The sequence below is a fragment of the Leifsonia sp. NPDC056824 genome, assembly GCF_042789575.1.
Lineage (GTDB): Bacteria > Actinomycetota > Actinomycetes > Actinomycetales > Microbacteriaceae > Leifsonia.
In genome coordinates, this window is the sequence record NZ_JBHUAV010000001.1 from 1,492,298 (window position 1) to 1,515,893 (window position 23,596).

25 protein-coding genes are annotated in these 23,596 nt (G+C 70.9%); 16 read left to right on the forward strand and 9 right to left on the reverse strand.

Annotated features, from left to right (window positions below):
• Positions 1-7: 7 nt before the first annotated feature.
• Genes ACFRFH_RS07465 through ACFRFH_RS07475 form a run of 3 tightly spaced genes read left to right on the forward strand, consistent with a single transcriptional unit; the run spans position 8 to position 4,091 of the window.
• Complete coding sequence (locus tag ACFRFH_RS07465; RefSeq protein WP_382462351.1) at positions 8-1,735, forward strand: IlvD/Edd family dehydratase; 1,728 nt, start codon at positions 8-10, stop codon at positions 1,733-1,735.
• The gene (locus ACFRFH_RS07470) at positions 1,732-2,613 is read left to right on the forward strand and encodes a fumarylacetoacetate hydrolase family protein (protein WP_382462352.1); all 882 of its coding nucleotides are present in this window, start codon (positions 1,732-1,734) and stop codon (positions 2,611-2,613) included. The genes ACFRFH_RS07465 and ACFRFH_RS07470 overlap by 4 nt, the downstream gene beginning before the upstream one ends.
• The gene (locus ACFRFH_RS07475) at positions 2,610-4,091 is read left to right on the forward strand and encodes an aldehyde dehydrogenase (NADP(+)) (protein ID WP_382462353.1); all 1,482 of its coding nucleotides are present in this window, start codon (positions 2,610-2,612) and stop codon (positions 4,089-4,091) included. Before ACFRFH_RS07470 ends, ACFRFH_RS07475 begins: the two co-directional genes overlap by 4 nt.
• On the opposite strand, the gene ACFRFH_RS07480 is transcribed toward ACFRFH_RS07475, so the two are convergent.
• Both ACFRFH_RS07480 and ACFRFH_RS07485 read right to left on the reverse strand, forming a co-directional pair.
• Positions 4,079-4,942 (reverse strand): SMP-30/gluconolactonase/LRE family protein, encoded by an 864-nt coding sequence (locus ACFRFH_RS07480; protein WP_382462354.1) that lies wholly within the window; start codon positions 4,940-4,942, stop codon positions 4,079-4,081. The two genes, ACFRFH_RS07475 and ACFRFH_RS07480, sit on opposite strands and share 13 nt — an antisense overlap.
• Positions 4,939-5,718, reverse strand: a complete 780-nt coding sequence (locus ACFRFH_RS07485; RefSeq protein WP_382462355.1) for an SDR family NAD(P)-dependent oxidoreductase — start codon at positions 5,716-5,718, stop codon at positions 4,939-4,941. Before ACFRFH_RS07485 ends, ACFRFH_RS07480 begins: the two co-directional genes overlap by 4 nt.
• Positions 5,719-5,857: 139 nt before the next feature.
• Here ACFRFH_RS07485 and ACFRFH_RS07490 point away from each other — a divergent pair, with 139 nt between their 5' ends.
• The 9 genes from ACFRFH_RS07490 (at position 5,858) to glsA (ending at position 14,729) form a co-directional block, all read left to right on the forward strand.
• Positions 5,858-6,886 (forward strand): LacI family DNA-binding transcriptional regulator, encoded by a 1,029-nt coding sequence (locus ACFRFH_RS07490; RefSeq protein WP_382462356.1) that lies wholly within the window; start codon positions 5,858-5,860, stop codon positions 6,884-6,886.
• 247 nt (positions 6,887-7,133) lie between these two features.
• On the forward strand, positions 7,134-8,510 hold the full coding sequence (locus ACFRFH_RS07495) for an ABC transporter substrate-binding protein (protein WP_382462357.1): 1,377 nt from the start codon (positions 7,134-7,136) through the stop codon (positions 8,508-8,510).
• Positions 8,507-9,436, forward strand: a complete 930-nt coding sequence (locus ACFRFH_RS07500) for a carbohydrate ABC transporter permease (RefSeq protein ID WP_382462358.1) — start codon at positions 8,507-8,509, stop codon at positions 9,434-9,436. Before ACFRFH_RS07495 ends, ACFRFH_RS07500 begins: the two co-directional genes overlap by 4 nt.
• On the forward strand, positions 9,436-10,224 hold the full coding sequence (locus ACFRFH_RS07505) for a carbohydrate ABC transporter permease (protein ID WP_382462359.1): 789 nt from the start codon (positions 9,436-9,438) through the stop codon (positions 10,222-10,224). Before ACFRFH_RS07500 ends, ACFRFH_RS07505 begins: the two co-directional genes overlap by 1 nt.
• Before the next feature lie 23 nt (positions 10,225-10,247).
• Positions 10,248-10,604 carry a tautomerase family protein gene (locus tag ACFRFH_RS07510; RefSeq protein ID WP_382462360.1) on the forward strand — a complete coding sequence of 119 codons (357 nt, stop codon included), beginning with the start codon at positions 10,248-10,250 and terminating at the stop codon, positions 10,602-10,604.
• Complete coding sequence (locus ACFRFH_RS07515) at positions 10,601-11,683, forward strand: NAD-dependent epimerase/dehydratase family protein (RefSeq protein ID WP_382462361.1); 1,083 nt, start codon at positions 10,601-10,603, stop codon at positions 11,681-11,683. The genes ACFRFH_RS07510 and ACFRFH_RS07515 overlap by 4 nt, the downstream gene beginning before the upstream one ends.
• Positions 11,680-12,627: an aldo/keto reductase gene (locus ACFRFH_RS07520; RefSeq protein ID WP_382462362.1), complete on the forward strand. Its 948-nt coding sequence runs from the start codon at positions 11,680-11,682 to the stop codon at positions 12,625-12,627. Before ACFRFH_RS07515 ends, ACFRFH_RS07520 begins: the two co-directional genes overlap by 4 nt.
• Positions 12,624-13,607, forward strand: a complete 984-nt coding sequence (locus ACFRFH_RS07525) for a Gfo/Idh/MocA family protein (RefSeq protein ID WP_382462363.1) — start codon at positions 12,624-12,626, stop codon at positions 13,605-13,607. The genes ACFRFH_RS07520 and ACFRFH_RS07525 overlap by 4 nt, the downstream gene beginning before the upstream one ends.
• 51 nt (positions 13,608-13,658) lie before the next feature.
• Positions 13,659-14,729, forward strand: coding sequence for a glutaminase A (gene glsA / locus ACFRFH_RS07530; protein ID WP_382462364.1), 1,071 nt, complete (start codon positions 13,659-13,661; stop codon positions 14,727-14,729).
• Between the two features lie 21 nt (positions 14,730-14,750).
• Here the strand turns inward: glsA and ACFRFH_RS07535 are convergent, their stop codons facing one another.
• Positions 14,751-15,725, reverse strand: a complete 975-nt coding sequence (locus ACFRFH_RS07535; protein ID WP_382462742.1) for an RNA polymerase subunit sigma-70 — start codon at positions 15,723-15,725, stop codon at positions 14,751-14,753.
• Positions 15,726-15,898: 173 nt separating this feature from the next.
• Between ACFRFH_RS07535 and ACFRFH_RS07540 the strand changes: the two genes are divergently transcribed.
• Positions 15,899-16,345, forward strand: a complete 447-nt coding sequence (locus ACFRFH_RS07540) for an SRPBCC domain-containing protein (protein ID WP_382462365.1) — start codon at positions 15,899-15,901, stop codon at positions 16,343-16,345.
• A gap of 13 nt (positions 16,346-16,358) precedes the next feature.
• Here the strand turns inward: ACFRFH_RS07540 and ACFRFH_RS07545 are convergent, their stop codons facing one another.
• Positions 16,359-17,213: a lipase family alpha/beta hydrolase gene (locus ACFRFH_RS07545; protein WP_382462366.1), complete on the reverse strand. Its 855-nt coding sequence runs from the start codon at positions 17,211-17,213 to the stop codon at positions 16,359-16,361.
• Between the two features lie 215 nt (positions 17,214-17,428).
• Between ACFRFH_RS07545 and ACFRFH_RS07550 the strand changes: the two genes are divergently transcribed.
• From ACFRFH_RS07550 to ACFRFH_RS07560, 3 genes are read left to right on the forward strand one after another with little or no spacing between them, the layout of a single operon-like run.
• Positions 17,429-17,764: a metalloregulator ArsR/SmtB family transcription factor gene (locus ACFRFH_RS07550; protein WP_382462367.1), complete on the forward strand. Its 336-nt coding sequence runs from the start codon at positions 17,429-17,431 to the stop codon at positions 17,762-17,764.
• The gene (locus ACFRFH_RS07555) at positions 17,761-18,264 is read left to right on the forward strand and encodes an SRPBCC domain-containing protein (protein WP_382462368.1); all 504 of its coding nucleotides are present in this window, start codon (positions 17,761-17,763) and stop codon (positions 18,262-18,264) included. The genes ACFRFH_RS07550 and ACFRFH_RS07555 overlap by 4 nt, the downstream gene beginning before the upstream one ends.
• A 5-nt stretch (positions 18,265-18,269) precedes the next feature.
• Positions 18,270-18,650: a VOC family protein gene (locus ACFRFH_RS07560; RefSeq protein ID WP_382462369.1), complete on the forward strand. Its 381-nt coding sequence runs from the start codon at positions 18,270-18,272 to the stop codon at positions 18,648-18,650.
• On the opposite strand, the gene ACFRFH_RS07565 is transcribed toward ACFRFH_RS07560, so the two are convergent.
• The 5 genes from ACFRFH_RS07565 to ACFRFH_RS07585 all read right to left on the reverse strand — a co-directional run bounded on the left by ACFRFH_RS07565 (position 18,638) and on the right by ACFRFH_RS07585 (position 23,595).
• Positions 18,638-19,771: an alkaline phosphatase family protein gene (locus ACFRFH_RS07565; RefSeq protein WP_382462370.1), complete on the reverse strand. Its 1,134-nt coding sequence runs from the start codon at positions 19,769-19,771 to the stop codon at positions 18,638-18,640. The two genes, ACFRFH_RS07560 and ACFRFH_RS07565, sit on opposite strands and share 13 nt — an antisense overlap.
• Positions 19,768-21,063: an alkaline phosphatase family protein gene (locus tag ACFRFH_RS07570; protein WP_382462371.1), complete on the reverse strand. Its 1,296-nt coding sequence runs from the start codon at positions 21,061-21,063 to the stop codon at positions 19,768-19,770. Before ACFRFH_RS07570 ends, ACFRFH_RS07565 begins: the two co-directional genes overlap by 4 nt.
• Positions 21,064-21,150: 87 nt before the next feature.
• Complete coding sequence (locus ACFRFH_RS07575) at positions 21,151-21,357, reverse strand: hypothetical protein (RefSeq protein WP_382462372.1); 207 nt, start codon at positions 21,355-21,357, stop codon at positions 21,151-21,153.
• Positions 21,358-21,422: 65 nt separating this feature from the next.
• Complete coding sequence (locus tag ACFRFH_RS07580; protein WP_382462373.1) at positions 21,423-22,661, reverse strand: DNA polymerase domain-containing protein; 1,239 nt, start codon at positions 22,659-22,661, stop codon at positions 21,423-21,425.
• Positions 22,662-22,734: 73 nt separating this feature from the next.
• Positions 22,735-23,595 (reverse strand): NAD-dependent epimerase/dehydratase family protein, encoded by an 861-nt coding sequence (locus tag ACFRFH_RS07585; RefSeq protein WP_382462374.1) that lies wholly within the window; start codon positions 23,593-23,595, stop codon positions 22,735-22,737.
• Between the last annotated feature and the right edge of the window lies 1 nt (position 23,596).

Sequence of the window (23,596 nt, forward strand, 5' to 3'; positions counted from 1 at the left end):
CGACGACGTGAAAGAGTCTGAGCACATGGTCCGATCACAGGGCTGGTACGGCGGCGAGGGCCGCGATCCCTACATCCACCGGGCGTGGATGCGCCGGGGCGTGCCCGATCACGCGTTCGACGGGCGTCCGCAGATCGCCATCGCCAACACGGCGAGCGATCTCACCCCGTGCAACCTGCACCTCAACGAGGTGGCCGAGTACGTGAAGCAGGGCGTCTGGGAGGCCGGCGGCGTGCCGGTCAACCTCCCGATGGTCTCGCTCGGCGAGACGCTGGTCAAGCCGACCGCGATGCTCTGGCGCAACATGGCGGCGATGGCCACCGAGGAGCTGCTGCGGGCCAACCCGGTCGACGCGGCGGTGCTCCTGGGCGGCTGCGACAAGACGATCCCGGCGCTGCTGATGGGCGCGGCCTCGGTCGACCTGCCCGCCGTCGTCGTGCCCGGCGGCCCGATGCTGAACGGGTACTTCCGCGGCGAGCGGATGGGCTGCGGCACAGGGGTGTGGAAGCTGTCGGAGGAGGTGCGCGCCGGCACGCTCGCCGAGGCGGAGTTCGAGGCGACCGACAAGACGATGATCCGCAGCAAGGGGCACTGCAACACGATGGGCACGGCCTCCACGATGGGGCTGATGGCCGAGGCGCTCGGGATGACCATCCCCGGCGTCGCGGGAACGCCGGCCGCCGACAGCAGGCTGCTGGAGGCCGCGCACGCCTCCGGGCGCCTGGCGGTGGAGCTCGCGCTGGAGGACCGGCGGATCTCGCAGGTCATCACGAAGGAGTCGTTCCACAACGCGATCGTGGCGCTCGCCGGGATCGGCGGCTCGACCAACGCGGTCGTGCACCTCCTCGCGATCGCCGGGCGGCTGGGCATCGACCTGACCCTGGAGGACTTCGACCGGATCGGCGCCCAGGTGCCGCTGCTCGTCAACCTGCAGCCGTCCGGGGCCTACCTGATGGAGGACCTGTTCCGTGCGGGCGGCTTCCTGGCGGTGCTCGACCAGCTCGCCGACCTCCTCGATCCGGCGGCGACGACGGTGACCGGCCGACCGCTCACCGACTACCTCGGCACCCAGCAGGTGTGGGACCGCGACGTCATCTCGCTCCGGGAGGACCCGCTGCAGGACGACGCCGGAATCGCCGTCCTGCGCGGCAACCTGGCGCCGCGCGGGGCGATCATCAAGCCGGCCGCGGCCACCCCCGAACTGCTCGTCCACACCGGCCGCGCCGTGGTGTTCGACTCGATCGAGGACGTGCACGCCCGCCTCGACGACCCGGACCTGGAGGTGGACGCCGACTCGGTGTTCGTCCTGCGCGGCTGCGGTCCGAAGGGCTACCCGGGCATGCCCGAGGTGGGCAACATGCCGTTGCCGCAGAAGCTGCTCGAACAGGGTGTGCGCGACGTCGTCCGCATCAGCGACGGCAGGATGTCCGGCACGGCGTACGGAACGGTCGTGCTCCATGTCGCTCCGGAGGCGGCCGCCGGCGGCCCGCTCGCGCTCGTCCAGGACGGCGACCTGATCTCGCTCGACGTGCCGAACCGCCGCCTGGAGCTGCTGGTCGACGCGGCGGAGCTCGCCGCCCGGACCGCCGCGCAGCGTCAGGTCGACGCCTTCGCGAAGGCCGACCGTGGCTGGCAGAAGCTCTACATCGAGCATGTGCAGGGCGCGGACACCGGCGCCGACCTCGACTTCCTGGTGGGGTCGAGCGGATCGGCCGTCACGAGGGAGTCGCATTGAACGCCCAGGACAGCAGCGCCCGGCCGCAGGTGGCCCTCGCGCGGGTGGAGGCCGACGGCCGCATCCTCTGGACCGTCCGGCGCGGAGACGAGTACTCGCCGCTCGGGATCACCCTGTCAGAGCTCCTCGGCCTCGCGGCCGACGAGGCCCGTGCCCGGGTCGAGCAGGCGCACGGCGGCGGTGTCCGGCCGGACCGTGTGCTCGCCCCGATCGACCCGCACCAGGAGGTGTGGGCGGCAGGGGTCACCTATCTGCGCAGCCGGGACGGCCGCATCGAGGAGGCGACGGACGGGACGCCCTACGACCGGGTGTACGCCGCCGAACGGCCGGAGCTGTTCTTCAAGGCGACCGGAGCCCGCGTGATCGGGCCGGGCGGTGCGGTCGGCGTCCGCGCGGACTCTCCGTGGAACGTCCCGGAGCCCGAGCTCGGCCTCGTCCTCGACGCCGCGGGCGACCTGTTCGGCTATGTGGCGGGCGACGACGCGTCCAGTCGGTCGATCGAGGGCGAGAACCTCCTCTATCTGCCGCAGGCCAAGGTCTACACGGCGTCGTGCGGACTCGGGCCGGAGATCGTGCCCGCCTGGCTGGCCGAGCCGCCGTTCGCGATCGCCCTGGAGATCCGCCGGGACGGGGCACTCGTCTTCAGTGGGTCGGCGTCCACGGACCAGCTCGCCCGCGGGCTGGACGAGCTCGCCGAGTGGCTGTTCCGCGGGATCGAGTTCCCCGACGGAGTGGTCCTCCTCACCGGCACCGGCGTCGTCCCGGACGCGGACTTCTCGCTGCTGCCCGGCGACGAGGTCGCCGTGGACATCGCGGGGGTCGGCCGCTTGGTGAACGGAGTGATGCGGGTGGGCCGCGGAGGAGGAGCACGGACATGACGACGAAGGAACAGGCCGCGGTCGATCTCGAGACGGCGATGGCGGCCGCAGCGCAGGCCGCCCCCGCCCTCGCGGACTCGACGCCCGCGACCAGGGCCGCCTGGCTGCGGGCGATCGCCGACCGGCTCGACGCGGACGCCGAGGCGCTGATCGACCTCGCCGCGCGCGAGAGCCGCCTGACGCCGACGCGGCTCGGCGGCGAGCTCGTCCGCACGACCTTCCAGCTCCGACTCTTCGCCCGTGTCGTGGAGGACGGCGGCTACCTGGAGGCGACCATCGACCACGCGGACCCGGACTGGCCGATGGGCGCGCGGCCGGACCTCCGGCGCGTGCTGCGGCCCCTGGGACCGGCGGCCGTGTACGCCGCCAGCAACTTTCCGTTCGCCTTCTCCGTCGCGGGCGGCGACACGGCCGCGGCGATAGCCGCGGGGGCGCCGGTCGTCGTGAAGGCGCACTCCGCCCATCCCGAGTTGAGCAGGGTCGTCGCCGCGCACGTCCTCGCGGCGCTCGCCGAGGCCGGCGCCCCGCCCGGGGTCTTCGCCCTGGTCGAAGGCCGGGAGGCCGGTCGCGCGCTCGTGCTCGACCCGCGGCTGACCGTGGCGACCTTCACCGGCTCGCTCTCGGGAGGCCGCGCCCTCTTCGACCTGGCCGCGTCCCGGCCGCAGCCCATCCCCTTCTACGGCGAGCTCGGGAGCGTGAACCCGGTCTTCGTGACCGAGGCGGCCGCCGCCGAGCGCGAGCAGGAGATCGCCGCCGGCTTCGCGGCCTCGCTCACCCTCGGCGTCGGGCAGTTCTGCACCAAGCCCGGCGTGCTGCTGGTGCCGGCCGCCTCGTCGCTGGAGGCCTCGATCGTGGAGGCGGTGCGGCGCTCGGCCGGAGGACCGATGCTCTCCGAGCCGATCCGGGACGGCTATTTCGCCTCCCTCGCGCCGCTCGCGGAGCGCGACGACGTCGAGCTGCTGACCGGGTCGCCCACCGCGGTGGAGGAACCGGTCCCGACGCTCTACGCCACGGACGCCTCGACCTTCCTCCGCAGCGCCGACGAGCTGCTGGAGGAGCACTTCGGACCGGCCGCACTGCTCGTGCGCTACCGGTCCACGGACGAGCTCCTGGCGGTGGCCCGCGCGTTCCCCGGGCAGCTCACCGCGACCATCCAAGGCGCTGAGGGCGATTCGGCCGGAGGCGAGGCGGTCGGCCCGCTGCTGGAGCTCCTGGCGGCGCGTGCCGGCCGGGTGCTCTGGAACGGCTGGCCCACGGGAGTCTCGGTGACGTACGCGCAGCAGCACGGCGGCCCGTACCCGGCCACGACCGCGCCGCACTTCACGTCGGTCGGCACGGCCTCCATCGCCCGCTTCCTGCGCCCGGTGGCCTATCAAGACACCCCGGACGCGCTGCTGCCGCCCGCGCTGCAGGACGCCGATCCGTGGCGGGTGCCGCGCCTTGTGGACGGCGTCCGGACCGAGGGTCAGCCCGCGTAGTCCGGCAGCGCGACGCCGCGCACGCCCGGCCGGACCGCGAAGACGGCGCCGGCCTCCGGCTCGGCGTCGTCGGGCAGGTGCTGGCGCGAGGAGGTGATGTAGAGCGTGTCCAGGTCGGCGCCTCCGAACGCCGCTGCGCTGGTGTGACTGACCCCCGGCACGTCGACGACCTCGGTCAGCGCCCCGCTGCCGTCGAAGCGCCGGACCTCGCCGCCGCCCCAGAGTGCGACCCAGAGGCCGCCTTCCGCGTCGATGGTCATGCCGTCGGGTGCGCCCGCCACATCGTCCGCCAGGGGCACGAGCGGCCGGCGATCGTGGAGGCTCCCGTCCGCGGGGTCGACGTCGAAGACATCCACCTGCCGGGTCGGGGTGTCGATGTAGTAGGCGAGTCTGCCGTCCAGGCTCCACTGGAGGCCGTTGGAGATGGTCACGCCGGTCAGCACCGTCGAGACCGTCCCGTCCGGGTCGAGGCGGTAGAGCGCGGCGGCCCCCGTCGTCTGGTCGTACGCCATCGAGCCGATGTGGAAGCGGCCCAGCGGGTCGCAGCCGCCCTCGTTGAGCCGGATCGCCGGATCGTGCAGCACATCGGGCAGCCGGCCCACGGGGGAGAAGCCCTCGTCGAACAGGCCGAAGCCGTGCTCGGTGGCCACGACGAAACCGCCCCGGCTCCTGCGCCGGATCACGGCGGCGACCGGGCTGCCGACCTCGTGCCGCACGGGGTGCTCGAACGATGCGAGATCGACCACGGCCCCGGCCAGCATGTCGACCACCAGCAGCCGCCCGCCCTCCCGATCCCAGAAGGGGCCCTCCCCGTGCCAGGTGACCGGCGCGCTCGCCTGCTCCGCTCTCACTGCCAGCCTCCGTCCACGACCCAGGTCTGCGCCGTCGCCAGCCGCGAGTCGTCGGCGGCCAGCCACAGCAGGAGCCGGGCGACGTCGGCAGGATACAGGAGCTCAGGAAGGCACTGGGCCGCCAGGATCTTCTCGTGCTCGGCCTCGCCGACCCAGTTCGCGAGCTGCCGCTCCGTCATGATCCAGCCGGGGACGATGCAGTTGACCCGGATGCCGTCCCCGCCGAACTCGCGCGCGAGCGTGCGGGTGAGCCCCTCGATGCCGGCTTTCGCCGTGATGTAGACGGGCAGGTCGACCAGGTCGATGTGCGCGCTGATCGAGCCGAGGTTGACGATCGACCCTCCGCCCGCGGCCTTCATCATCGGCCGGACCGTCTGGGCGGCGAAGAAGTGGTGCCGCACGTTGACGGCGATCCCGTCGTCCCAGGCCGCGACGTCGATGTCGGAGACGGGGCGGCGGGCGTCGTTCGCGGCGTTGTTCACGAGCACGGTCGGCGGCCCGAGCAGGTCGGCGGCGCGGACGATCGCGTGCTGGAGGGCGGGGACGTCCCGCACGTCGACCGCCTGGAACAGCGGTGCGGGGTGACCGAGCTCGGCGATCGTGGCCGCCAGCGCGGTTCCCGCCGTCTCGTCGAGGTCGGCGAACGCGACCCGGACGCCCTGTGCGGCGAGCTGCGTGACGAACTCGGCGCCGAGTCCGGTGGCGCCGCCGCTGACGAACGCGGTGCGTCCGGCGAGCGACGGATACCGGGCGAACTGCTCCGTGGCGATCGTCATCGATTCCCGTTTCACTGTAAGGTTTCGTCAGTCAAGAGAAAACTATCCGAATCGTCAGACTATGAGCACACGATCATCGCGTCAACCGTCCCGTACCGCCGGCCCGGCGCTCGGCGCGGCCGCAGCTAGCATGAGGCGCATGGAGAACGACGCCGCCACTGCGCCCGCGAGCCGAGCCACCCTCTCGGAGGTCGCCGCGCTCGCCGACGTCTCGGTGGCGACCGTCTCGAAAGTCCTCAACGGCCGGACCGGCGTGTCGGACGACACCCGCAAGCGGATCGAGTCGCTTCTCGACGAGCGCAACTACAACCGCCGGCTGAGCGCCCAGAGCGACGCGCCGCTCATCGACGTGCTGTGCTTCGAGATCGACAGCCCGTTCGGCGGCGCCGCGATCGCCGGCATCGAGCGCGTCGCGAGCGAGCACGGCATCGGCATGGTGGTCTCCGCCGCCCAGGAGTCGCACCTGCCCGGCGCCGGATGGGTCGACGGCGTGCTCCGCAGGCAACCGCTCGGCATCATCCTCGTTGCGGCGCTCCTGCCCGAGAAGGACAAGGCCAAGCTCCGCAGCCGTTCCATCCCGATCGTGATGATCGACCCGTACGGCGCCCCTGCGTCCGACGCGCCCTCGATCGGCTCCGCCGACTGGAACGGGGCCTTCCAGGCCACGCAGCACCTGATCGGGCTGGGGCACGAGCGCATCGCCATCATCACGGGGCCCGACAGCATGATGGCCTCCACGGCGCGGCTCTCCGGCTACCGGGCCGCGCTCGAAGCGGCCGGTCTCCCGGTGCGGCGCGGGTACATCCGGCCGGGGGAGTTCCACCGTCAGGACGGCTTCGTCGAGGCGACGGAGCTGCTGTCGTCGGGCGATGCGCCGACGGCGATCTTCGCCTCCAGCGACATCCAGGCCCTCGGCGTCTACGAGGCCGCCCGCGTGCTCGGGCTCCGGGTGCCGGAGGACCTGTCGGTCGTCGGCTACGACGACTTGTCCATCGCCGAGTGGGCGGGACCTCCGCTCACCACCGTGCGGGTTCCGCTGGCGGAGATGGCGGAGCAGGCGACGCATCTGGTGACGCGGCTGCGCGATGAGCCGGAACTGGCGTTCAGCCGGGTCGACATGGCGACCTCCCTCGTGGTGCGCGAGAGCACCGCTCGCCCCCGTTCCTGACGGCCGAGGCCGGGCGCGCGGGAGGGTACTGAGCCGTCCGTTTACGAAACGTTTCTAATTTTCACGTAAAACTTGACTTCATGTTTCGTCACGCCTAGATTCGCCTCACTGCCACGGCGCGTCCGACGGATGCGCCCCGCGAAGACGAAGAGGTCACCCCGGCCCCGTCGACCTTCGACCACGCCGGGTCCGCCGACCCGGCGCTCACCCGGACACGCTGCTGTGTCCGCGACGCAAGAGGACGGACATGCGAATCACGTTCACATCGAAGACAGCTCTCCGGTCGATCGCCGCACTCACGATCGCCGGCCTGGCGAGCATCGGACTCGCCGCCTGCTCGGGCTCGAGCACGGGCGACGCAGGCTCGGCCACCAGCGGCACGATCAACTGGTGGGGCTGGACCCCGACCAACACGGACGAGGCGAAGGAGTTCATCGCCGCGTTCAACAAGGAGTACCCGAAGATCAAGGTCGATTTCAAGCTGATCGGGATCTCCGACTACCAGGCGGCGATGCGCCCGGCCCTCGCCTCCAACGGCGGCCCGGACGTGTTCGACCTCCAGCCCGGCGCCTACGTGCAGCAGTTCGGCAGCTACGCCGAAGACCTGACCCCGGCCGCCCAGAAGGCGCTCGGCAGCGACTGGAAGTCGAAGATCGCGAAGATCTCGGTCGACGGCCTCACCGCGAAGGGCAAGCTGACGGCGCTGCCGATCGGGTCGTCCTACGCCGGCTCGCTCTGGTACAACGCCGACATCCTCAAGAAGTACAACCTCCAGCCGCCGACGACGCTCGACGAGTGGAAGCAGGTCTGCAAGACCCTGCAGAGCAACGGTCAGGGCTGCTTCGCCCAGGGCGCCTCCCAGGAGGGCTTCGATCAGGACACCCTGCAGGCCATCTCCAACTCGGTCGAGCCGGGCTACTGGACCAAGGCGTCCAAGGGCGAGGCCAAATGGGACTCGCCGCAGATCGTGCAGACCCTCTCGATCTGGAAGGACCTCTTCACCAGCGGGATCATGCAGCAGGGCGCCCTCGGCGCGCAGCAGTACCCGGACATCAACAACGCCTTCCTGACCGGCAAGTACGCGATGGTCATGATGGGCAGCTGGTACACCCAGTATGCGACGCAGAGCGCCATGACCCAGTCCATCTCCGCGGCGGGCGTCGCCGGCGCGAAGCCGTTCTCGATCCTGCCGATCCACTTCCCGGACGTGGCGGGCAAGGGCAACGCCAGCGAGATGTTCGGTGACGCGGACTACGGCCTCGCGGTCGCCAGCAAGTCGAAGAACCGTGCGGCGGCGGAGACGTTCGTCAAGTGGATGTCGACCAGCACGAAGGGCCAGCAGGTCGTCGCGGACCGGCTCGACACCACCCCGGTGCTGAAGGGCGTCGCGCCGGACTTCTCCACCATCAAGTTCGTGGACGAGTCGCTGCAGAGCAAGCAGGTCAACGACTACCTCGGCGGACTGACCTCCATCGACGAGCCGCGCTTCGCCCTGCTGAACGCCGACATCGAGAACGCGTTCCTCGCGGCCGCGCAGTCGGTGGGCAGCGGCAGCGCCACCCCGCAGGCGGCGGCCAAGACGCTGCAACAGGCCGCCGACGCGGCCAAGGCGGCGAACGGATGACTGTCTCCACCCAGCGGTTGACCCGCGCGGTCGGCTCCCAGAGCCGGCCGCGCGGCCGCCGCCTTCAGGCTCCCGGTCTGCCGTGGATCCTGCCGGCGCTCGCTCTCAGCGCCGGACTGATCTACTACTGCATCGGCTACACGGGCTACATCTCGACGCTCAACTGGGACGGCGCGAGCCCCGACCCCGCGTCGGTCGGGCTGCGGAACTACGCCAACATCGCCAACGACCCGGTGTTCTGGTCGGCGATCTCGCACACCGTCGCGTTCTTCATCGTCACCTTCACGCTGCAGACGGCGATCGGGATGCTGTTCGCGGTCATCATGCACTCGCGCATCAAGCTCGCAGTGCTCTACAAGGTGGTCATCTTCGTGCCCGTCGTGCTGGCCCCGGCCATCATGGCTCCCGTGTTCCGGCAGATCTTCGCGGCCGACGGGCAGCTCAACCAGGTGCTGCACTTCCTCGGCCTCGGCTTCCTGGCCCAGCCGTGGATCGGCCAGACGTCGACCGCCCTCCCGGTGATCATGCTCATCACCATCTGGCAGTGGACAGGCCTGACGTTCGTCCTCTATTACGCCGCGATGAGCCAGATCGACCCCTCGCTGCTGGAGGCGGCGCGCATCGACGGCGCGGGCAACATCCGCACGCTCACGAGCATCATCTGGCCCGGCCTCCGCGGCACCACGCTCGCGCTCGGCATCCTCAGCGCGATCGGCGCGCTGAAGACCTTCGACGTGCCCTGGCTGGTCACCGTCGCCGGACCGAACAACGCCACGCAGTTCCTCGGCACGTACATCTACCAGATGACCATCCAGCTCGCGCATGTGGGCTACGGCGCCGCGCTCTCGATCATCCTGCTCGTCATCGCCCTGGCGATGGCGATCGTGCTGCAGGTGGCCGGGCGCGAGAGAACAGGAGGACGCTGATGTTCGAAGTCCGCCGCTGGTGGAGCAAAGGGCTGCTGCAGCTGCTGGCCACGCTGCTCGTGCTGCCCTACCTCTTCCCGCTCATCGCGATGGTGCAGGGCTCGTTCGCCGGCCAGGGCTGGGGCAACTACCGGGACGTGCTCGCGGTGCCCGGCTTCTTCCGGTTCTTCCTCAACAGCGCGATCATCTCGGCCGGCGTCATCGTGCTCGTGTACGCGGTCACGATGCTCGCGGCCTACGGGTTCGCCAAGCTCCACATCCGGTTCAGGGAGGTCTACTTCTGGATGCTGCTTGCGTGCCTCACCCTGCCCGAGGTCGTGCTGCTGACCCCGCTGTTCGTGACCACCCAGGCGCTCGGCCTGTTCAACACCTACGCGGCGGTCATCCTGCCGCTCGCTGCTCTGCAGGTGCCGTTCGCCGTGCTGCTGACCCGCAACTTCATCAACGGTCTGCCCGACGAGATGTTCGAGGCGGCACGGGTCGACGGGGCGAGCTCGATGCGCGGGTTCCTCTACCTGATCGTGCCGCTCACCCGGCCGATCGCGGCCGCGGTGCTCATCTTCACGCTGATCGGGGCGTGGAACGACTACCTGATGCCGTTGGTGTTCCTGCAGTCGCAGGACATGCAGACGATCACGCTCGTCCCGCAGTTCTTCGTCGGCGAGTTCAGCAACGACCAGACCAAGATCCTCGCCTCCGCCGTCCTCACCGCCATCCCCGAGATCGTCGCGTACCTCTGCCTGCAGGGCATGTTCGAGCGCGGTCTCGCCGCCGGCGCCATCAAATGATCCGACCACTAGGAGCCTGAAAAATGCCACTCATCCAAGTCGACCTCGATCGCGGGCTGTTCGAGAACTCGCACGCCGAGATCGGGGACGCCATCCACGACGCCCAGATCGAGGCGCTCGGGATCCCCGCCGACGACCGGTTCCAGGTCTTCCGTCCGCACGGCGCGGACGAGCTGAAGTTCGACCCCGGCTACAACGACGTCGACCGGCGGAGCCTGCTGCTCATCCGGGTGACGGCGGTGCACATGTACCCCGTCGCCGTGAAGCGCCGGTTCTTCGAGACGGTGGTGGCGAAGCTCGGGACGCTCGGGATCCGGCAGGAGGACGTGCTGATCTCCCTGGTCGAGAACGGCTTCGAGGATTGGTTCGCGGGACGATGAGCGGCGAACTGCTGCTGGCCAACGACGGAGCCCCCCTCCGCGTCCTCTTCCTGGGCGGCACGGGCACGATCAGCGCCTCGTGCGTGCGCCTCGCCGCGGCGAACGGCATGGCTGTCACGGTGCTCACCCGCGGCGCGAACGGGTCCGGCCGCGCGCTGCCCGCCGAGGTCGAGCAGGTGCGCGGGGACGTCTCCGATCCGTCGTCGGTGCGCGCCGCCCTGGACGGGCGCTCCTTCGACGCCGTGGTGAACTTCCTCTCCTACGACGAGGACGACGTCGCCCGCTGGGTCGAGCTGTTCGCGGGCCGCACCCGCCAGTACGTCCACATCAGTTCCGCGTCGATCTACGCCAAGCCGGTGCTGGTCTCCCCGATCAGCGAGTCGACACCGGTCGGCCCCAACCCGCCCCTCCCGTACGCGACGGCCAAGTGGCGGGCCGAGCTCGCCCTCGCGCGCGCCCACCGCGAGCAGGGCTTCCCGGTCACGGTGATCCGGCCCTCGCACACCTACGACGACGCGAACCCGCCGCTGCCGGGCGGCTGGACGGTCATCGACCGGATCGCCCGGGGGGACGAGATCCCGGTGCACGGCGACGGCACCTCACTGTGGACGCTCACTCACGCCGAGGACTTCGCCCAGGGGCTCGTCGGCCTGCTCGGCAGCGAGCGCGCCGTGGGGGAGACGTTCCACATCACCGGGGACGATGTGCTCACCTGGGACCAGATCTACGGGCTGTTCGCCTCGGCTCTCGGCGTGGAGGCCCGGCTGGTGCATGTGGCCAGCGAGCTCTTCCCCGTCGTCGCGCCCGAATGGTTCTGGTCGGGCGAGTTCGTCGGCGACCTCGGCCACTCCGCGGTCTTCGACAACGCGAAGATCCGGCGCTTCGTCCCCGGCTTCGCCCCGCGGCTGACCTTCGAGCGGGCGGTGCGCCGCATGCTGGAGTGGCGAGCAGCGCATCCCGAGACGGCGCGCGGCGACCTGGCCACCGAAGAGGTGCTCGACCGCGTCGTGGACGCGTACCATGCGGCCCACCAGGCGTTCGCCGACCGGGCGCCCGTCCTGCAGGAGGCCGCATCGTGACACCGACCACGCGCCCACTGGGCGCGACCGGTCTCGCGGTGACGGAGCTCTGCGTGGGGACCAGTCCGCTCGCGAGCATGCCCCAGCTCTACGGGTACGACGTGAGCGAGGAGCGGGCCGTCGCCACGATCGAGGCCGTGCTCGACAGCGACATCCGGTTCATCGACACCTCGAACGGCTACGGGGCCGACGGGGAGGCCGAGCGGCGGATCGGCGCGGCGCTCGCCGAGCGGGGCGGACTCCCGGACGGCGTCGTGCTCGCGACCAAGGTCGATCCGGACCCGGTGACGGGAGACTTCTCGGGCGCACGGGTGAACGCCTCCTACCGGGAGAGCCTCGACCGGCTCGGCGTCGACGGGGTGCCGCTGCTGTATCTGCACGACCCGGAGCGGATCCCGTTCGAGGACGCGGTGGCGGCGGGCGGCCCGGTCGACGCGCTGGTCTCGTTGCGTGCGCGCGGGCTCGTCGGCCACATCGGCGTCGCGGGCGGCCCGGTGGAGCTGATGCGCCGATACCTCGAGACCGGGGTCTTCGACGTGGTCCTGAGCCACAACCGGCACACGCTGGTCGACCGGTCGGCGGACGGGCTCTTCGCGTTCGCGCGCAAGCACGGGATCGGTGTCGTGAACGCCGCGCCGTACGGCGGCGGGATGCTGGCGAAAGGCCCGGACGCGCAGTCGAAGTACGGCTACGGAGAGCGCCCGGGGCCGCTCGCGGCCGCGGTGCGGTCGATGGCGGACGCGTGCGCCGCGCACGGCGTGCCGCTCCCGGCCGCGGCCCTCCAGTTCTCGCTGCGGTCCCCGCTGATCGACGCCACCGTGGTGGGGGTCTCCTCGCCGGAGCGGGTCGCCCAGACGCTCGAGTACGCCGGCTGGGACATCCCGGACGCGCTCTGGGCGGAGCTGGACGAGCTGGCGCCGTCGCCGGAGCACTGGCTCGGATGACCGCGGGGCCGGGTGCGCCGAGGCTGCGGATCGGCGTCCTCGGGGCGGCCGGCATCGCGCCGCGCGCCCTCCTGTCCCCGGCGCGCCGCCGCGACGATGTGGAGGTCGCGGCGGTCGCCTCACGGCACGACGCCTCGGAGTTCGCGAGCCGTCACGGCATCCCGACGGCGTACGGACGCTACGACGACCTGCTCGCGGATGAGACCATCGACCTGGTGTACGTGGCGCTCCCGCCCTCGGAGCACGCCCGCTGGACGATCGCAGCGCTCGAGGCCGGCAGGGACGTCCTCTGCGAGAAGCCGATGACGATGGATGCTTCCGAGGCCCGGGAGGTGCTGGCCGCCGCCGAGCGGACCGGCCGCCGGGCGTTCGAGGCGTTCCACGACCACTACCATCCGCTGCAGGCGTGGGTCCGGGAGTTCGTCCGGTCGGGTGCGCTGGGCTCCCCGGTCTCAGCGACGGCCACCTTCAACGGCGCCAACCCGTTCGACCCGCGCTCGATCCGGCACGCGCCTCAGCTGGGCGGTGGCGCCCTCATGGACCTCGGCTGCTACCCGGTGCACTGGCTGCGCGACCTGTTCGGCGAGCCGGAGGTGGTCGCCGCACGCGCTACGCTCAACCCGCTGGGCGCCGACCTCACGATCGACGCCTCGCTGTCCTTCGCCGACGGGGTGAGCGGCCGGGTGCTCGCGAGCATGTATCCTCACGTCGCGCTGGAGTCCTCCCTCGAGCTGCGTGGCACGGACGGCCGGCTGCGGGTGGACAACCTGGTGTTCCCCGTCCAGGGCCACACCATCGCCGTCGAGCGCGACGGCGTGACGCGGCTGTCGACGGTCGCGGGACTCGACACCTACGACCACCAGCTCGCGGCGGTCGTCGAGGCTCTGCGGACGGGTGAGCGGCTGCCCACCGAGGGTGCGGACTACGTGGGCAACATGGCGGTGATCGACGCGGTGTACGCGGCGGCCGGGGTGCGCTGAGCGCAGCCGGTCGCTACTCTGCAGAGCGAGTGGATCGTGAGGGAGGACCGGATGGCCTACATCGAACGACAGACTCCGCTGCCCGATTTCTCGACGGACGCCGTCCATCGGGACGAACTGCCGCCGCAGGAGAAGGCGGTCTCCACCGGCACCCTTCCCGATGTCGGGCGAGTCCACGCACTGATCGAAACCGCCCACGAGCGCTACCGCGGCCTGGATGACGGGAAGGTCGCCGACTACATCCCCACGCTCGGCGAAGCAGACCCGGCGCTCTTCGGTATCAGCGTGTGCAGTGTCGGCGGGCTCACGACCAGTGTCGGCGACTCCGCCCACACCTTCTCGATCCAATCGATCTCCAAGGTGTTCGTGTTCGCCCTGGTCTGTCACGAGCTGGGACACTCCGAGGTGTCGCGTCGGGTCGGCGTGAACAACACGGGACTCCCTTTCAACTCGGTCATGGCACTCGAACTGAGCGACGGCGACCCGAGGAACCCGCTCGTGAATGCCGGGGCGATCACGACGACGAGCCTCGCGCCCGGCTCGACGGCGGCAGAGAAGTGGGACTTCGTGCAACGCGGGCTGTCACGCTTCGCCGGGCGACCGCTCGAGATCGACCGCGATGTCTACGCATCGGAGTCGGCCACCAACCAGCGCAACAGGGCGATCGCCCGGCTCCTCCAGAGCTATGGGCGGATGGAGTTCGACCCCGTGGAGGCGACCGACGTCTACACGAAGCAGTGCTCGCTCCTGGTGTCCGCCGAGGATCTCGCCGTCATGGCCGCCACCCTTGCTGACGGAGGTGTCAACCCGATCACCCGCGAGAAAGTGATCGATGCATCCGTCTGTCGGGACACGCTCGCCGTGATGGCGACGAGCGGGCTCTACGAGTTCTCGGGGGACTGGCTGTTCGAAGTGGGTATTCCAGCCAAAAGCGGTGTCTCGGGCGGAATCGTCACGGTCGCACCGGGCAAGGGTGGGCTCGGAACCTTCTCCCCGCGCCTCGATCCAGCCGGCAACAGCGTGCGGGGACAGCGCGCCGCGCGATTCCTCTCCCATTCGCTGGGGCTCGACATCTTCGCATCGACTCCGGGAGTCCTCGCCGAGGCCGCGAGCCCGGAGTGATGCCCCGGCGATCAGCGCCGCTCACCCCGCCAACCGCCGCGGCAGCCCTAGCCACGCGCCGGCCCCCGGCTCGAAGTGCGTCACCTCGGCCACCCGGCCACCGACCAGCCCGATCACCAGCACCCCCACCAGGTGCAGTCCGCCGGACACCGGGTCGCGCACGTATTCGCCCCACGCCGGCTGCCCGTTCGCGCCCGTCGGCACCATCCGCTCGATCGTCCGCCGGTGTCCGGTCATCGGCCCGAAGAACGTCGCCGCCGCATCGGGTCCGTGGTACTCGAACGGCAGCGGTGGCATCCGGACCCACACGTCGTCCGTCATCAGGGCGACCAGGTCTTCGACCGCGCCGGAGGTGAAGGCGGTGACGAAGCGGTCGAGCAGCTCCGGGTCGGGGTCGATCGCGTCCAGCGCGGGCGGCGCCTCCGCCAGCGCTGCGCGGGCGCGTTTCAGTGCGCCGTTCAGAGAGTCGACCGTGACGTCGAGGAGGTCGGCGGCCTCCGACGCGGGGTAGCCGAGCACGTCACGGAGGAGGAGGGCCGCGCGCTGGGAGGGCGGCAGCAGTTGCAGGGCGCGGGTGAAGGCCAGGGTGATGGCCTCTCGGGACTCGTACTGGGCCTCCGGGCCGGGGGCCGTCTCGGGGAGGCCGTCGAGCAACGTGTCGGGGTACGGCTCCAGCCAGGACACCTCGCCGAGCGCCGTCGGGCGGGCGACCGGAGGCTCCACCTCGAGCGGACGGCGGCGTCCGGCGCGCAGGATGTTGAGGCAGCGGTTGGTGGCGATGCGGTAGAGCCAGGTCCGCAGCGACGAGCGGCCCTCGAATCCCGGCAGGCCCAGCCAGGCGCTGAGGAGGGTGTCCTGCACGGCGTCTTCCGCGTCCTGCACCGAGCCGAGCATCCGGTAGCAGTGCACCTGCAGCTCGTGGCGGTGCGGCTCGACGAGCGCGTCGAAGGCGGCGCGGTCGCCGCCGAGCGCCGCGTGCAGCAGGTCCTCGTTCATGGTCACCGTGCCCTCCCTGCGATCCGATTCTGGTCGTCCGCCTCTCCTGTGTCGACACCGCGGATGCCGAGAACCGGTCGAGGAGGGCGTGACCAGTTCCCGCGCCGAGCGGCGTCTACCCGGGTGAATCGACAACCGCGGGTCGATGATCCGCCCACCGAACGGAGAACACCATGACCACACAGACCGCCACCGACTACACCACCACGATCGACCTCGACCGCAGCCCGGGCGACGTCTCCGCCGCCATCGCGGACGTCGGCCGCTGGTGGCTCGGCGACGTCAGCGGCGCGGCGGACCGGGTGGGCGACGAGTTCACCTACCGCTACGGCGACCTCCACGACAGCACGCAGCGTGTCGCCGTGTTCGAGCCGGGGCGACGCATCGTCTGGGACGTGATCGACAGCGAGCTCGGCTTCGTGGACGAGCCCGACCCGTGGACCGGCACGCGGATCGTGTTCGACCTGCAGCCGACCGGCGACGGGACGCGGCTGACCTTCACCCACGAGGGGCTCACACCCGCGAAGGAATGCTACGACGCGTGCTCCTCAGGCTGGGACCACTTCGTCGTCGGCAGCCTGCGCCGGTTCGTGGAGACCGGCGCAGGCGTGCCGCTGTGACGGAACGTTCCGGTCAGCCGGCGCAGTTCGGCTGGTAGGCCGGGTCGGCGGGGCCCTTCGGCACGCTGAGCGCCTCCAGCACCAGCTGCTGCACGACCGGGTCGTTGGGGGACTGGTCGTGCTCGATCGGGTCGGCCGGGCACTTGTCCTGAATGACGGTGTTGGTGACCTGCGTGGGCGAGCCGCTCAGCGCCTGGCTCTGGTACGGCGTGACGACCTCGTCGTGGGTGGTCGAGATGACGGTGTAGCTCGGTCCCCTCACGGTGTCGCCGATCGAGTTGAGCTTCTGCAGGAACGCGGAGCCCGCGGTCTGGTCGGCGCACGCCGGGCACGCCGACGGGTCCGCGCTGGTCAGCGCCGGCAGCCCGTCCGGTCCCGGGACGATGACACCATGAGTGCCGTGGTTGGACGGCGCGATGCCGATCAGCTGGTGCACCTTCGCGGCCCCGCCGAGGAAGCCCAGGTAGTAGCGCGGCATCATGCCGCCCTGGCTGTGCCCGACGAGGTCGACCTGCTTGGCTTTCGTGGAGGCCAGCACGGCGTTCACGAACGGCGAGAGCTGCTGCGCGGACTGGACGATCGGGCCGGACGCGTCCACCCCGTTGTACTGCCCGTAGTCGAGGGCGAACACGCAGTAGCCCGCCTGCTTGAGCACGGGGGACATACTGGACCAGTTCTTGGCCATGCTCTCGAACGTCCCCGGGACCAGGATCACCGGGTAGGGGTGCGCGGCGGACGGCACGCACGACCAGTCGTTGGCGCCGGGGGGCGAGACGGACACGGTGTCCGCCTGGGCGGGCAGGGCGATCGCCAACGACCCGAGGGCCGCCGCGGCGGCGGCGACCAGCAGCTTCTTGAGTAACGACATCGGTACCTCTTCCTGTGCGCCGGCGGTGCGGAGTAGGGGGTCTCCGCCGCAGACGCTGGTGATGACGCGACACGGTAGACGCGGTGGTGGCAGGGTCAACCGGATCGCAGGCTTCCGGGAGGCTTCGCCCAGGTGATGCGCAGGTGGGGAAAATGAGCAGGGTTCGTTCATATTTCGTCCTTGCCTTAATTAAGCGCGCGCTGTATTATCGACCCATGACCACCCCCACCACCGCCTTCGCCGCGCTGGCCGACCCCACCCGGGCGGCCATCGTCGACCTGCTCGCCCGGCGCGGCGAGCTGGCGGCGGGGGAGATCGGTGCGGAGTTCACGAGCAGCGCGTCCGCCATCTCCCAGCACCTCAAGGTGCTGCGCGAGGCGGGCCTGGTGACCGTGGAGAAGCGGGCGCAGCAGCGCGTCTACCGGCTGGACGCCTCGGCGCTCGCCGGGGTGGAGGGCTGGCTGGGCGACCGCGCCCGGCAGTGGAGCGCGCGGATGGACAAGCTGGCCGCGCACATCGAGAAGACACGAGACAGGGGAGAACTCTCATGACGAACGAGACGACGGACATCGTGGTGCGGCGCATCCTGAACGCACCGGTCGCCACCGTGTGGCGGCTGTGGACCGACCCGGAATTGGTCACCGAGTGGTGGGGGCCGGAGGACTACACCTCGCCGTCGGCGCAGGTCGACCTGCGGGAGGGCGGCTCGTACGTGTTCAGCATGCGCGCGCCGGAGTTCCAGGGCGGCGCCGAGAGCTTCACCGGCGGCACCTACACGGCGATCGTGCCGGGGGAGCGGCTCGAGTTCACGCAGAGCATCACCGACGCGGAGGGCGTGCCGCTTCCCGACGACCAGCTCCCCGAGGGCTTCACGCAGAACATCCGCACGGTCGTGGAGTTCGCCGACGTCGACGGGCTCACCGAGCTCACGATCACCGAGAGCGGCTGGTCGCGCAGCCTGATGTCGGTGTTCGCGTACGCGGGCATGCACCAGTCGCTCGACAAGCTGACGACGGACGTGCTCCGCCGGCTGACCGCCGCGGTCGCCTGATGGAAATGCGGCTGGAGCTCGTCCCGCTGCCGGTCTCCGACGTCGACCGCAGCAAGGCGTTCTACGCGGACACCATCGGCTTCGTCCTCGACCACGACGTGCAGCCGGGCAACGGGATGCGGATCGTGCAGCTCACCCCGCCCGGCTCGGCGTGCTCGATCGCGTTCGGCACCGGGATGGGGACCGGGGAGCCGGGCGCAAGCGCGGTGAACGGACTCCACCTGGTCGTCGACGACATCGCCGCCGTGCGGGACGAGCTCGTCTCGCGCGGCGCCGACATCGGGGCGATCCGTGAGATGGGCGGCGTGAAGTTCGCCTCGTTCAGCGACCCCGACGGCAACACCTGGGAGCTGCAGGACCTGACCGGGCTCGCTCAGTTGCGGTAGTTGTACACGTCCAGCCCGAAGCGATTGAGCCCCGGCGTCGCGGCGTAGCCCAGGTACGGCAGCCCGAAGGTGTCCTCGATGCTCGCGAGCAGGCTGTAGTGGTTGTACGGGGTCGTCGACCAGGTGCCGCCCTTGACGAACGGCGACAGCACGAGCGCCCCGACCCGGCCGCCGCCGAGGCCCGAGATGCCGGGCAGCGGCGAGTTCGGCCCCGGCCCCTCGTTGCAGCAGCTGGAGGCGTCGGACTGCGGCCCGTCCGACTCGTCGAAGGTGATCACGAGCACGCCGTCCTGTTTGAACGCGGGCGAGGAGGTGATCTTCGGCACCCACTGCTTGAGCCAGGCGTCGGCGCTGGCCAGGCCGCCCGGCCTCCCGTCGACGCACGGCGAGTCGTGGCCGTCGTCGCACAGGTTCGGCGTGATCAGCGAGAAGTTCGGCGTGGTCGCGACGGACGCGAGGTCGGTCGGGAGACGCGAGAGGTCGACGTCGTTCGCGGCGCAGTCCGCCGATCCCGTGATGCGCTGGAAGTACACGAAGGGGTTGTGGCGGGCGGCGTACTGGTCGCCGACCTTCGCCTTCTGGGTGTCGTCGACCGCGCCGAGGGCGGGATGCCGGCACGGCGTCCCCATGTCCTCCATGTAGCCCTTCCAGGTGCGGCCGGACGCCGTGAGCTGGTCGGCGACCGTCTTCACCGTGGAGGGGAACACGCAGCCGTCACCGACCGCCTGACCGGGGGAGGCGGTCCCGCTGCCCGCGAACGGCGAGTAGTTCTGGCAGTCGCCCTGCATCTGCGGGTTCGGGCCCTGGCCGGAGATCTCGGCCACATAGTTCGGCTGCGAGTTGTGGGCCGTGCCGTAGTAGGAGTTGAGCAGCACGCCCTGACTGCGCAGCGTCGTCGACAGGTACGGCGCCGCGGAGCCGGGACCCCAGGTCTCGTCGTAGCCCTTGTTCTCCAGGTTGATCACGAAGACGTGCTTCGCGCCGGGGAGGTAGGAGCCGGTCGTCGCGGCGCTCACGGTCGCGGTGGCGGACGGCAGGAACGCGACGGCGACGCCCGCGACGGCTGCTGCCGCGACGGCGAGGCCCGCGAGGAGGCGTGTGCGTGTTCTCTTGATGGTCACGGGAGCGTCCACCCTTCTGCGACGGCCTTCTGTTTGAGCGGCGCCCACTCCTCGGCGGCGGGCGGGCCGACCGGCGCGCACGCCGGGCCGGCGACGAACGGCGGCACCGTGTAGGCCGGCGCGGCCAGTCTCGGTGCCGAGGTGAAGTCGAGCACTTCGGCGAGGTTGCGTGCGCCGGCGTCGCGCGGGGTCAGAGCCGGGAGGCCGAACCTCCACTCGATCGCCTTCAGCACGGACGTGTGGTCGTACGTGCCGTGCGCCACCGAGCCGCGACGGGCGCGTGGCGAGATCACCATCGACGGCACCCGGAAGCCGCGCTGGCCAGTGCCCGCCGCGGGTGTCGCGTCGGCGGCCGTGCCCGGCACGACGTGGTCGAAGAAGCCGCCCCACTCGTCGTAGTTGATGACGAGCATGGTCCTGGCCCAGTTCGGCGAGGTCGTGACCGCGTGGTACACCTCGTTCAGGAACAGCTCGCCGCTGCGGAGGTCGGCGTGCGGGTGGTCGTCGCCCGAGGTGCCGGAGGACTCGTCCTCGAAGCGCGGGTCGACGAACGACACCGCGGGCAGCGAGCCGCTCGCGCAGTCCGCGACGAAGTCGGAGTACTGGTGCGAGATTCCGAGGTACTTCGACCCCCACAGCGCCAGAAAGGGCACGTCGTTGAAGTAGTACTTCCCGCTGACACCGGCCGCCGAGAGCTTGTCCCAGATGGTCGGCATCGTCGCCGTCGCGGTCGAGTTGTGGAGGCGGTCGGTCTGCGCGGCGTGCATGTAGAAGCGGTTCGGATAGGTCTCGGCGAGCGTCGCGGCGAAGTACTGGTCGCACACCGTCCACTGCGGGCCGGCCTGCCCCCAGAAGCCGAGGTCCGCCTGCGCGTAGTAGCCGATGGAGAAGTCGTCGTTCTCGCCGGCCTTCAGCCAGCCGTCGCACTTCCCGCCGTTCAGCTCGATGCGGCCGCCCTCGTAGGAGTGGTCGGGGTCGGGATGCCCGCAGCCCTGGAAGTCGGCGAGGTGGTGCGGCGTGTGCGGGAAGCCGTACCGGTCGGTGTAGCGCAGGCCGCTCGGCATCCCGGTCGCGCCGGGCATCCAGCCGGTGAGGTGGTCGAACGAGCGGTTCTCCATCATGACGACCACGATGTGGTCGATGCCGGAGGCCGCGGGAGAGGGCAGCGGCGGCACGGACGCCGTCGTCGCGCCGGGTGTCGCGGCGTTCGCGGCGAAGGCGGTGCCCGCGGCGATGGCTCCGGCCGTCAGGCCGCCCGCCAGGGTCAGGAAGTGTCTGCGATCGACGTTCACGTCAGGCCACGGAACCACGGGGGCGCGTGGAAGTGACCCCCGTCGGGTGAGGCGTCACGCAGACGTCACTCAGCGGTCACCTGCTGTTCACCCGGTGCGCCGGGGGCGCCTCCGCATGATCCCGACCACGATCAGCACCACCCCCACCACCAGCAGGACCACGCCGACGATCCCCCAGAACGAGGACCCGCTCATCACGGACCCGCCGAGCACGTCGGTGCCCTGCAGCGTCCACACCAGACCGATCGCGGCGAGGATGATGCCGGGGACGAGGAACGGCCAACTGCGCTTCATGGGCTCAGAGTACGTCGTGAACGCCCGGCCAGGAATGACCGATCGAGCCCGAATCGCCGATCGTGTCAGGGCCTCCCGGGCCACTCCCGCCCCGCCCACGGGTCGTAGTCGGCGACGAGCGCGCCCTGCTCCGGCCGGTCGGCCTCCGGGACGTGCTGGAGGTTGATCCGCACCCGGTACCACTGCGAACTCGACCCGCGCATCCCGTCCAGCAGCTCATCGGCCGGGTGCAGCGAGTCCGCGACCTGCGGGTGCGCCGCCTTCCACTGCTCGAGGGCCGCCAGCGCCTCCGGCTTGGTCTTGGTGCGCGCCACCTCGATGAGCGGCATCTGCGAGACCCGGCGTCCAGCGCCGTCGCCCGCCCGCGGTGGCTTCTCGGCGGGGCCGAGCCGCTTCGCCAGCGCCAGCAGGGCGTCCAGCGAGCCCGCGGCATCGTCGATCCCGGCGTGCGGGTCGCCGACCTCCGCGAACCGCTCGGGCACTGTCAGCACGGTGAACTCCTCCGGCCGGCGCTCGCGCACCTCGTCCCAGTCGAGTGGGGTGGAGACGCGCGCGTCCGGCAGCGGCCGGATCGAATAGGCGGAGGCCACGGTGCGATCCTTGGCGTTCTGGTTGAAGTCGACGAACACGCTCTCGCCGCGCTCCTCCTTCCACCAGCGCGCGGTCGCGAGTCCGGGTGCCCGGTTCTCGACCTCCCGCGCGAGCGTCTCCGCCGCGAGCCGCACGTCCGCGAAGCCCCACTCGGGCGCGATGCGGACGAGGATGTGGAGGCCGCGGGAGCCGCTCGTCTTCGGCCAGCCGACCAGCCCGTGGTCCTCCAGCACCTCCCGCGCGACGAAGGCCACATCCACGATCTGCGACCAGTCGACGCCCGGCATCGGGTCCAGGTCGACGCGCAGCTCGTCGGGATGGTCGAGGTCCTCGGCGCGGACGGCGTGCGGGTTCAGGTCGAGGCAGCCGAGGTTGGACACCCACGCGAGCCCCGCGGCGTCCCGCAGCACGGCCTCCTCGGCGGAGGTCCCGCGGGCGTAGTGCAGGGTCGCGGTGTCGACGAAGTCGGGATGCCCCTCCGGCACCCGCTTCTGGAAGAACGGCTCCTGCGTGAGCCCCTTCACGAACCGCTTCAGCACCATCGGCCGCCCGCCGGCGCCGCGCAGCGCGCCGTCCGCGACACCGAGGTAGTACCGGGCGAGGTCGAGCTTGGTGAGGCCGGGGCCGGGGAAGACGACCTTGTCCGGGTTCGAGATGCGCACCTCGTGCCCGCCGGCCTCCAGAAAGGCCTCGGACTTCGACGACGGGGTCATGCCGCCACGGTAGCCGGGAAGGGCTGCGCCCACCAGATCCGCGGCGGCGGTGGCGCAGGAAGGTGTCGATCCGTCAGTACGGGCTCGGCACAGCGCGCGCCGCTTCCGCGGTCATCCCGCGCAGCTCGTCGAGGAACGTCCCGAAATGGTGCTGCGGCCGGTAGCCGATCTCGGCCCAGCCGGACGACGGCTGCAGGAGCGGCGTCGCCGAGACGTCGAGCCCGTGCCGTTCGATCGCCTCGCGAGCGCCGGGAAAGATCCGTTCGGCCGTCCCCACCGGGTCGTCCTGCCAGCCGGCGATGTCGGTCGCCGTGAAGACGTCCTCCCGCACCGCGTCGACGACGAGCTCGGCGTGGGGAGTGCGGGCGAGGTACTCGATGCTCAGGAGCGCGGCGCTCAGCACATCGCGCCGGTCCACGCCGATCCCGAGGAGTCGCACGCCGTACTCCTGCGGCCAGTCCTCCGTCCACGGGGTGAACGCGGCCGGCCGGAGTGCGACATAGCTCAACCCGGACTGTCGATGGTGGTAGGCGAGAAGCTCCTCGCCGATCCGCTTGGTGAACCCGTACTTTCCGTAGCGCTCGTTCCACGCCTGCGACGACAGGAACAGCACCCGAGCGCCCGCGGCGACCGCCGCCTGCGCCACCCACATCGTGCCGTCGACGTTGAGCCGCCAGAAGTCGACCTCGGTCCGCGAATCCGTATGGATGCCGTGCCAGGCCGCGGTGTGCACGATCACGTCGCAGCCAGCAGCGGCGCCCTCTAGACCGACGCCGATCTGGAGGTCGGCCTGGACGAATGCGACCTCCGGGTGCCCGTCCAGCCAGGCGGGACGGACGAGATCGGTGGCCACCAGGTCGTGCCCCGCGGCAAGCAGGGGCTCCGCGAGCCCGCGCGCGACGTTCCCCCCGGCTCCCGTGATGAGGATGCGCATC